The organism is Paenibacillus gyeongsangnamensis, assembly GCF_027533625.1.
Taxonomy (GTDB): domain Bacteria; phylum Bacillota; class Bacilli; order Paenibacillales; family NBRC-103111; genus Paenibacillus_G; species Paenibacillus_G gyeongsangnamensis.
This window is the reverse complement of the sequence record NZ_JAQAGZ010000056.1, coordinates 1-9,693: the sequence shown is the minus strand read 5'-3', so window position 1 is coordinate 9,693 and position 9,693 is coordinate 1. Positions and strand designations below refer to the sequence as shown.

General features: G+C 50.6%; 8 protein-coding genes and 1 pseudogene. 2 read left to right on the top strand and 7 right to left on the bottom strand.

Annotated elements, in window-relative coordinates; genetic code table 11:
- Positions 1 to 325 precede the first annotated feature (325 nt).
- A protein-coding gene (locus O9H85_RS37095) for an IS630 family transposase (protein ID WP_269886331.1) occupies positions 326 to 1,388 on the top strand; the annotation gives its coding sequence in 2 pieces (ribosomal slippage) (positions 326 to 829 and positions 831 to 1,388; 1,062 coding nt in all).
- 483 nt (positions 1,389 to 1,871) lie between these two features.
- On the opposite strand, the gene O9H85_RS37090 is transcribed toward O9H85_RS37095, so the two are convergent.
- From O9H85_RS37090 to O9H85_RS37065, 6 genes and pseudogenes are all read right to left on the bottom strand, one after another.
- The gene (locus O9H85_RS37090; RefSeq protein WP_269886330.1) at positions 1,872 to 2,573 is read right to left on the bottom strand and encodes a hypothetical protein; all 702 of its coding nucleotides are present in this window, start codon (positions 2,571 to 2,573) and stop codon (positions 1,872 to 1,874) included.
- The gene (locus O9H85_RS37085; protein WP_269886329.1) at positions 2,570 to 2,884 is read right to left on the bottom strand and encodes a hypothetical protein; all 315 of its coding nucleotides are present in this window, start codon (positions 2,882 to 2,884) and stop codon (positions 2,570 to 2,572) included. Before O9H85_RS37085 ends, O9H85_RS37090 begins: the two co-directional genes overlap by 4 nt.
- Before the next feature lie 213 nt (positions 2,885 to 3,097).
- Positions 3,098 to 3,430, bottom strand: coding sequence for a LuxR C-terminal-related transcriptional regulator (locus O9H85_RS37080; protein WP_269886332.1), 333 nt, complete (start codon positions 3,428 to 3,430; stop codon positions 3,098 to 3,100).
- Positions 3,413 to 5,077, bottom strand: a pseudogene (locus tag O9H85_RS38175) (hypothetical protein); the annotation flags it as partial. The gene O9H85_RS37080 and the pseudogene O9H85_RS38175, both read right to left, overlap by 18 nt.
- An 824-nt stretch (positions 5,078 to 5,901) precedes the next feature.
- Complete coding sequence (locus O9H85_RS37070; RefSeq protein ID WP_409348273.1) at positions 5,902 to 6,198, bottom strand: LysR substrate-binding domain-containing protein; 297 nt, start codon at positions 6,196 to 6,198, stop codon at positions 5,902 to 5,904.
- A 189-nt stretch (positions 6,199 to 6,387) separates the two neighbouring features.
- Complete coding sequence (locus O9H85_RS37065; protein WP_269886328.1) at positions 6,388 to 7,281, bottom strand: AraC family transcriptional regulator; 894 nt, start codon at positions 7,279 to 7,281, stop codon at positions 6,388 to 6,390.
- Positions 7,282 to 7,466: 185 nt separating this feature from the next.
- Here O9H85_RS37065 and O9H85_RS37060 point away from each other — a divergent pair, with 185 nt between their 5' ends.
- Entirely contained in the window at positions 7,467 to 8,204 is a 738-nt protein-coding gene (locus O9H85_RS37060; RefSeq protein ID WP_409348272.1) for an SDR family oxidoreductase, read from the top strand.
- A 295-nt stretch (positions 8,205 to 8,499) separates the two neighbouring features.
- Here the strand turns inward: O9H85_RS37060 and O9H85_RS37055 are convergent, their stop codons facing one another.
- Complete coding sequence (locus tag O9H85_RS37055; RefSeq protein ID WP_269886326.1) at positions 8,500 to 9,291, bottom strand: class I SAM-dependent methyltransferase; 792 nt, start codon at positions 9,289 to 9,291, stop codon at positions 8,500 to 8,502.
- Positions 9,292 to 9,693: the final 402 nt, after the last annotated feature.

The following is a 9,693-nucleotide window of genomic DNA, read 5'->3' as shown; positions in this document are numbered from 1 at the left end:
GAAAGCCGGTTTAATTTCTTTTGGTAGTTGATTGCAGGGCTCTTTTTGCTCTATCATATAGAGGACACCTCTTCTGTGTGGTAGTGGGTTGCTCGACACAATCACTATACCAAATGGAAGCGGTGTTTTCTATTTTTGCAAGGGATAGATTATTATCCTGATACAGCTTTATTTATCAAGGGTTTAAGACTAATTTCGCTCTGCGAAGTTTGAGTAAATTACTTTTTTCTTATATAAGTTGAACAAATGACCTTCCAATATCAGGAAGGTATTCGTGCCGTCACCGTCGAAGTTAGAAAGAACCCTTGATGAGGTGGTGAACGGGATGGAAAATAAAGAAGCCCTATCTGCAGTTGAGGAACGATTGAAATCAACGAAGGATCGTCGGATGTATGAACGACTCCAGACTATTCGTTTACGATTAATGAGCGTGCCTGTAAACCAAATCGCAACCATTATGTGTCGTTCTGAGAGAACGATTCGCAAATACATCCATGCCTACGAAAAGGACGGGATTTCTGGTCTTATCATTCGGGTCTCGCCAGGACGATCACCACGACTAACGAAAGCTCAACGGGACGAGTTAAAGCGTGTCATCGTAAATCAAGTACCAGCAGATGTCGGCTTCACCGCCAGATTCAATTGGACGTTGCAGCTCATTGTAGACTACATTGAGCGTACGTATGGACGTAAATACTCCTTGCGTGGTGCCTCCAAGCTCATGGAGCATATGGATATGAGTTATACGAAGCCCACGTATACCCTTGACGCTGCAGACTCTGTAAAGCAGAAACAGTTTGTCGAAGAAACGTTTCCAGCTTTAAAAAAGGGTTGAAGATGGCGAAATTGATCACCTTTTGTTTGAAGATGAAAGCATGATCCGTGATTATCAAGCCCTGCAACGAACGTGGTTTGAAAAGGGCAAGCAACGGGTGATTCGGACAACAGGTAAGCATCGCGGCGTAAAGTTACTCTCGACCGTCGACTATTGCAAAGGAAATATTGTCTGGCACGAAGATGAAGAGTACACGGCAGAAACGTTTCTGAACTTCTTGAACAAGGTGCTAGACGTCTACCCTTCGGGAAACATCACGATGGTTCTGGATAATGCTCGAATTCATCACGCCAAGATGCTTGAAACCTTTCTGAGTAAAAATAAGCGACTCACATTTGTCTTCCTACCGCCGTACAGTCCGCAACTCAATATTGTGGAAGGGCTCTGGAAGTGGCTCAAAGGCGATGTCATAAACAACGTCTTCTACCACACCGTAGCAGAGATCCGGAACAACGTTCGCTCCTTCATGGAGTCCGTCATGAAAGAGCCTCAAGTAATAATTGATCGTCTCTGTGTGCGCATGGAGTCAGACAAAATTGTGGAACATCTTTAATTCAACTTATATAGAACAAAATAAATATATCAGACCACTTAAATTTTTGAATAATACAATTGAAATGAAAGCAAGGAGCAGCTGCCGCGGCAAACTGCTCCTTTATTAATTCAACTATCGTTTTCCGTTAGCGGAATGATCGACCTTTGGATAATGAATAATTATAAACAGAGTTTTCCTATTTCTCTCCTTTAGCCGATTTTAATAATCCTTTATTGGGAGTATCACTACAACTTCGAAAAATTTCTAATTGAGGCACGCCCGTGCGTTGTCCGGCGTAATTTCCGCGCCGCCGGCCAGTGTGGCAAGACGGAAGGCTCCTGCGGAGAGGGGAATGACGCTCAGAAGGAGAAGTGCGGCGACAAACCGCTTTGCCGAGCTTTTTTTGCCGCCGCTTTGATTTTCTGAGACGCAGATTTCCTTGACTCCTTGTGCTGAGGCACGCCAGGGGCTTGATTTTCCGTGTAGACATTCGTTTGCATATCAGGCTTTCTCACGCCGCTCACTCCAGAGCGAATATCCCAACCAAGCCAGACTTATTCCCATCGGCAATGCAAAAATCCGATCGTATGGGTGATGGACCAACGAAGACAATAAGAGGGGTAAAATGGTACTGACCGCAAGCAGTCCAGCCCCCCAGCGCGACAGAATTCCGGTACGCAGCACAGCGATGCCAAACAGCAGGCCGCCGAGCAAATACAGTACCCCTGTCAGCGCATATACCGTTGCGAGGGCCCCGAGGTTCACCTCGCCGACAGTCCCGCTCACGATTCCCAAGAAGCTCTCCTCAAGCTTTGGCGCTTCGGTCGCCAACACCGGCGAGATAAAGGCTTCGACGAATTGAAAGGCCATGGTGAGCGCATAGAACAGGCTAAGCAGGAGATAGCCGGCCAGACCCAGCCAACCGGCCTCTTCCACTTGTCTGGCGTAGATCCCCGCAATGCCGATCAGGCCGAGGAAGCACATGGCGACGCTCAAGCAGTGGATGATTGCCCACCGCCCGGTGGTGACTGACGAAAGAATATCGGCTGGATGGATTGTCTGAATGACGATGAACAGGATCCCCGACGCCATAGCTGCAAAGCCAGCGCTGCGAATGAGCTTCTGGGCTGTTATCGCGGCGCGCCGCTTGGCATGCGGGCTGCTGCTGCCTTTCATGACTGCGGTTTGTCGATTCGTGTTCATGTGTTTGGCTCCTTTTTTCTCGAATAATTGTGATCTGTGCTCGCGTAGCCACCTTGTCCATTCGCCTGTTTGGGATCAATCTGAATGACTGACACCAAGGGCAGGCCGAGATCGCGCACCTTCCTAAACAAGCCGTGTAATGCGGGCTGATCGGCTACTTGGACAATGAGGACGGTTGTTCCGTCTCTTTCGTGGGTGAGGCTTAGCCCGTCAAACCAGTAGTTCCATCGGGCATCCAGGTGGCCCTTGAGTCGAAATTCGTAAAGTTCAGGCTCGTGATGGTCTTTCGTTGTTCCTTGTGTTTCGCTCATTCTTAACCTCCTCCATCATGTTCCTCAGTGGCTGCATCTTCACGACGATTCAGGCGTTCCTTTCGTAATCCAAAGATACAGCTTCATGTGGTGAGACGGCATCACCATATGTGGTGATTGATGTGGTGATTTTTCAATAGGGGGCTTTGCGGAAAAAAATAAAAAAAAGCCCAAGCAATCCAGCCAGGGCGGGGGTGATTGTAATAGGGCTCGCTACAACAAATCGAGCTCCTCAGCGCGGCGGACTGCGGCCCGACGGCTGTTAACTTGAAGCTTGTCGTAAATATTCTTGGTATGCGTCCGCAGGGTGTTGAGGGACACCATGAGCTCGCGGGCAATGTCCGGACCGCTCAGGTCGGTTCCGAGCAGCCGAAGCACGTCGCGTTCACGTTCGCTCAGCGGCTCGCTCAAAGGCTCGCTCGGCGGCTTGCTCACAACCTGTTTGCCTGGCGTTCCTCCTTCAGCCTTGTCAAAGGCTGTCAGAAGGCGCCGGACATAGCTCGGGGCGATCCCCTTTTTCGCAGCCGCTTTCAGCAGAACCGCCATAGGTTGCCCTTCGTCCACGAAGCTACGGACGTAGCCCTCCGTCTCTGCCAGATTCAGGGCACGTTCCAGCGGCGCAAGCGCAGCAGAGATGTCGCATTGCATATGGTGAGCGACGGCCTGCACGATCAGGATTTCGATTGCTCTCCCCGTCCTCCCGCCTTCCTCCGCTGCCTGAAGAAGACGCTCCAGAAGTCCCATTGCTTCAAGCATGAAGTGGCCCTCACGGCCGCTCTTATACCGGGCCAGGAGCACCCTGGCCAGGGTGATGTGCTCGAATTCGCGCTGGTAGCAAAGGTCTTCATTGACGGACAGACCCTGCTCCCGTGCCCAGTCAAGAGCTTCGCCCAGCCTCCCTTGCGCGATCCACACCCGTGTCTTCAACGCCGCAATAGGACGCACATCCAGAAAAAAGTCGCTCATATACAGGCGCTCAGCCTCCTGGAGTAGCTCGAGCGCGCCTTTCCCATTTCCTTCGGCCTCCCGAATTCGAGCCATTGCGACGCGCCAGCGGTACTTATATTGCGGGAACCCGGTGTGCTCGCCCTGCTCCTTGCTTCTCAGCAGAACCTACGTGGCGGCATGAAGATCGTTATGCTCACGGCAGAGCTCGCTCATTCCCACATAAATGTCTGCCGTTCCCCGCAGATTAGGCTCGCCTTGATCCTCCGCTAGCTGCAAGCCCCGCTCATAGGTACGCATCGCCTCGCGGAGTCGGCCTTGCGCCATCAATATTTCAGCCAGAGCGATCGCGCCATTGATCGCGTCAGAGATAGCCCCGGCCTGCTGCACGCTTGATATGCCCTCGGCGAACATCCGGCGTGCTTCCTCAAGCTCCCCGCTCCTCCAGCATGCGAGTCCCAGGAGCGCAGTTGCCGCTCCATGCGGGAGTCGGTCGTCCTCAGGCACGAGGTCGAGCGCCCGTCTGGCGTGTGACATGGCTGCGAGCACATCGCCGAGAACCAGGGACAGTCCGGCACGGTACATGGCAATCAAACCCGGGAGACGGCGAAATTCCTCCTCGTCCACAACAACGAACTCAGCCGGCAGCGCTTGCTGCCGCTCACGCAGGTCCGCCGCCCTCACCAGCCACTGCTCGGCGTCATGCAGCCAGTCCTGGGCGGCCTCCAGCTTGCCGCCGGCCAGCAACGCTCCGGCATACCAAACACAAAGCACAGGCCTGCAGCGGACCAACTCGTCAGGGATCGCCTTCAGCCAGCCCAGCATCACAGCCTCTTGTCTGCTCCTTCGGAGAGCCGGAATCGCCCGCTCAACCAGGTCCGCCCCTCGCGCGAAATCCTCGGCGGCCAGCGCATGGCGGATCGCCTCGTCCGCCATGTCATGCTGCTCGTACCATATGCTCGCGCGCCGATGCAGATCAGCTACCTGATCGGGCTGATCCGCCCTTAAATGCACAGAGAGTACCTCTGCAAACAGGTGATGATAGCGATACCACTGGCGCCTGTCATCCAGCGGAACGACAAAGAAGCTGCCCCGCTCCAGGTACTGAAGACGCGCGATGCCTTCCTTCTGGCCGGTGACGGCGTCGCATAATGGGCCATGAAGCCGGTCGAGTATGGAGTTTTGAAGCAAGAAGCTCCTGATGGGGCCGGACTGACGCTGCAGGACCTCTTCGACAAGATAGTCCATAATGTACCGATTGTCTCCGGCGAATTCCCGAATGAACGCAGGGATGTCCTTGCGCCCCTGCATCGAGAGCGCCGCCAGCTGAAGCCCCGCTATCCAGCCTTCGGTACGTATTTCCAGAGCGGTCATTTCGTCTTCCGTAAGTCCCAGTCCCATCACCTGATTGAGGAATGCGGCCGCCTCGCCGGGAGTAAAGCGCAGGTCGGAGTCGCGCAGCTCGGTCAGATGGCCCCGGGCGCGCAGCCGTGCCAGGGGAAGCTGCGGATTTTCACGTGTGGCAATGACCAGGTGCAGCTGCGGCGGGAGATGATCGAGCAGGAAGCTCAAGGCATCGTCGAGCCATTCGGCATCAAGAACATGGTAGTCGTCAAGGACGAGGACGAATGTGCGCGGGTGGGCCGAGATGTCATTGAGCAGCATCGTGAGAATCGATTCGATCGACGGCGGATGCTGGGATTTGAGCGCACGAATTGCGCTCTCACCAACATTTTCTCCAATCGTCTGCAGAGCAGCGATAAGGTGCTGCAGGAAGCGCGCAGCGTCGTTATCCCCTTCGTCCAGCGACAACCAAGCGACAGGCCGGCCGCAGCCGGCGACCCATTCGCCGACCAGAGTCGTCTTACCAAAGCCGGCGGAGGCGGAGACGAGAGTCAGCTTGCGTTCCAGCCCCTCGTTTAGCTGCTCGATCAGGCACGGCCGTTGGACAGCTTTACTCCGTGGCAGGGGGATATACAGCTTGGTGGATATAATCGGCATACCGGATTGCCCCATCCTATGACTTGATATATTTCATGATAGCTCTAATTATAGCCCAGCAGGAGCTTCTTTCAATTCCGATTACCCAGCGCCCTGAAATATTCAACAACGACCTCACGGAATTCCAGAGCGGCCCGCGAAATGTACCGGCTTCTGTGCCAAAGTAATGCGATCTGCCTTTCCAATTCGTGATTGTCCACTTGGAGATATTTGATTTGCTCACGTGAATTCCGAGCTTTGCCTGGCATGAAGGCGATGCCGATTCCGGCTTCCACAAGCGTGCTCAGCTTTGCAGGCTCATCCTCCTCATACACATATTTAGGTACAAAACCAACCGATTTGCATACACTCCCTACTTGATTAGTGATCCCTCGAGTAGTCGTTTTTCTTCGAAAAAATCTCTAGGAATTGGGGTAATTGAGTTATTTGCTGGTAGTTCAACAGTCACCCAAGATGTCGGCTGCCTATTTGTCATGATGCTATCGTTCCCGTTAGTTCAACCAACATTGAATTCTCAGGCATAAATTACATAATACATAAAAACAGTATTAAACAATTCACTGACTTTCATAAAAAGATTCGCGCAGGTGATTGATATCTCTCATCGGCGGGCGTCCGAATAGGCGGGCGTATTCCCGGTTAAACTGGGAAGGGCTTTCGTAACCGACGCGAAATCCTGCCGTTGCAGCATCCAAGCCTTCCGTGAGCATCAATCGGCGTGCAGTTTGCAATCGAATGATCTTTTGATACTGAAGGGGGCTCATTCCCGTTACTCTTTTGAAACGCTTGTGCAAGGATGTTGGGCTCATGCTTACTTTTTTCGCTAACTCTTCAATGACGAGAGGTTTAGAATAATCACGGTTGATCAGATGTATGGCATTTGAAATGCCTTGTGCATAGCTTCCGATCACGGCAAATTGCCGGATCAACGCTCCTTGCTCGCCCTGCAGTACTCGATAAAATATTTCTCGGATGATGAGTGGAGCTAGCATCTCGATATCCGTGGGTGTATCTAAAAGATTGACGAGGCGCAGAATCGCATCTAGCAAAGGAGGGGTGGACGGATTGACCAAAATACCCCGTCCCGTCTCTCCCCTATTCTGCGGGCTAGATTTCTTGTTTATATCCAGAATGACATCTGGGCTGAGCGTTAATTCTAAGCTTAAATAAGGCGTCTGCGGCGATGCATGAGTAATTTTCCCGATAACCGGCAGATGTACGGAGGTAACCATATAAGTCCCCGAATCGAACAAAAAGCTTTCGCCGGCTAATGTGGCAATCTTGGAGCCTTGGGCAATCATGTAAAGAGAGGGCATGTTGAGGGTATGCGTCGGTTCCGACTCCTGAGATGCACGCCTGAAACAAAGCTCCGGAATCGCTGTTTTGTGCGAACCGTCCATAGGCGTATGACGTGCTATTTGCCGAGCTAACTCGGCAACGAGTTGGTTCAAATTTATTCACCAATCCTGTTTCGATCAATCTGATAAGAATATTGTACCCAAACCGGACAGGAATAGGCAAGGAATGCGTTAGAATCGTCTACCTACTGTAATTTGATATTTCTTATAATTCAAGGCGAAAGACAAATTCAGATGAAAGAAGGATCTCGGTTGTGAGATTGAACGAGAATGTAACCATGTCAGGAATCAAAGATAAAGTTATTGTCATTACAGGCGCAAGCAGTGGAATTGGCGAAGCAACTGCGCTTCTGCTCGCTGAGCGTGGTGCGAAAGTCGTACTTGGGGCGCGCCGACCAGATCGCCTAGAGGCTCTGGCGGCCCGCATCGCGAAAGTAGGCGGTGAAGTCGCCTATGCGAGCACAGACGTCAGACGGCGAGACAACTTGACCAACCTCATCAATTTGGCAAATGAGCGGTTCGGCAAGATTGACGTTCTCGTGAATAATGCCGGCGTTATGCCAGTTTCTCCTCTTGACGACTTGCGCGTCGAGGATTGGGAGGACATGATCGACGTCAATATAAAAGGTGTTTTGTACGGCATCGCCGCAGCACTGCCTGTCTTTCGCAAGCAGGGTTTCGGACATTTCGTCAATACCGCTTCTACAGCAGGACATAAGACGGTACCGAACCAGGCAGTTTATTCCGCCACGAAATTCGCCGTCCGCGCCATCTCCGAGGGTTTGCGCCAGGAAGCCGGCGAGAAGGTGCGGGTCACGATCATTTCACCCGGTTTCGTCCGGACGAATTTCGCTGAAGGTGTGACGAATCCGGAGGTGAGGGCCCGGCTCGAAGAGTCTCGGGACAAGTTCGCGATGCCACCGGAAGCCATTGCCCGTGCGATTGCGTACGCGATCGAGCAGCCGGCCGATGTTGATGTGAACGAGATCGTGATTCGCCCCACAGCTCAAGCATAAGGTTACAGGGTATGGGGTAACGAAAGTCGAAACTGTAATAGCAGGTCCCGATGAATTGTGCATACATCGGGACTATTTTTCATTAACACTCAGTTCCGTTACATTAATAAAATAACCAATCCATAATTCTTAATTATCCCCCCTTTACTTCGCATAACTGCCCGTTTACTTCAATGAACATCAAAGAGGAACTGTCCTTGAGGCAGTTCCGCACTATCGTACTCGTTATTTCAATAATCAAAAAGAAACCGCCAGCGGCAAGTTCCTAAATATAGTCCTAAAAAACTACTTCACTTTACTTAAAAGCAGTAATCACACTTACGGATAGTTCTTCAGTAAACACGCCATTAGAGTCAATGTCGAATAAAGCGGATTTTAACTCAGTTTCAAATCGCTCTAGGTTTTCACCAAAAAGACGTTTTGATGCAAATGATGTGGAATAGAGATTTCCGATAATAGAATCTACTGTCCACGTGTAGGAATAACTCGGTAAAAGATGTCTTTCCACATTTATAAAACTTGATTTCGCTACGGTGTCCTCGAACCTTTCCTTTGGAGGCGTATATGTGGTGTTACCTGCTCTTCTTTCGTTCCCGAGCCAACGTTTTACTATTTCATTTACCTTGAGTTGCCAAAGTAACGGTTCTTGCTTCTCATTATAGTTATCAATAATAGCAATACCGCTTTTATCGTCAGAACTTTTATATAGAATTTCAAGGATTGACTCCCTATCCATCCAATGAAACGCCTTTGCAATTAAAATCAGCCGAAATGAACCCCAATCGCTTGACTTTTCTTCCGCCTTGCCTTGCAACCATCTAACGTTTTGCACCCTGTTATCGTTGGACAATCGAATTGCTTCATCTATCATCTCGGGTTCAGTATCTACGCCTATTATTTCTTCAAACCAATCACTAAATCTTAGAGCTAACTGTCCCGTTCCACATCCCAAATCAAGCAAGCGACCTTCGCCGTTAAGTGAAAACTTGTTAACCAAAAACCGAACAAGCGACGAAGGATAGAGCGGTCTGTATCGCGAGTAATACCAAGCGGTACCTTTAAATAAATCTGCACCGTAGTCAATCAAGATTTTCAACCTCTTCTCTATAAAATATTCGGCGTACAAATGGTTACAAAAGAACAACTCATTTTAACCATCAGGAAAGAATTGGTCAATACCCCAATTTTATTATATTTTAATATTACTGCCCGATAGCTTAATGGCCGTCCGATTGATACCGAGACGGCCTTGTTGTGATTTCTGTGCTATCGTACCCGTTAACATTCCTGTAGGTGTTAGTAGATTCAATTTGCAGAAAAACGGACGCCTCGCTAGGATGAGTATGTACTGGGTTGCGGCCCTCAGAACTCACCTTAGGAGGCGTTATTATGAAGTCTAGACTAATTAAAGCTCAAAATCAACGTGTAGAGCGTATTTCCACTTCCACTCTTGTCATAGGCATCGACATTGCCAAGGAGAAACATGCTG

What these genes read in the sequence shown, in the direction of transcription:
- O9H85_RS37060 (WP_409348272.1), top strand. Translation starts at nt 7,467, where the DNA reads ATGTCAGGAATCAAAGATAAAGTTATTGTCATTACAGGCGCAAGCAGT.
- O9H85_RS37085 (WP_269886329.1), bottom strand. Translation starts at nt 2,884, where the DNA reads ATGAGCGAAACACAAGGAACAACGAAAGACCATCACGAGCCTGAACTT.
- O9H85_RS37090 (WP_269886330.1), bottom strand. Translation starts at nt 2,573, where the DNA reads ATGAACACGAATCGACAAACCGCAGTCATGAAAGGCAGCAGCAGCCCG.
- O9H85_RS37080 (WP_269886332.1), bottom strand. Translation starts at nt 3,430, where the DNA reads ATGGCGGTTCTGCTGAAAGCGGCTGCGAAAAAGGGGATCGCCCCGAGC.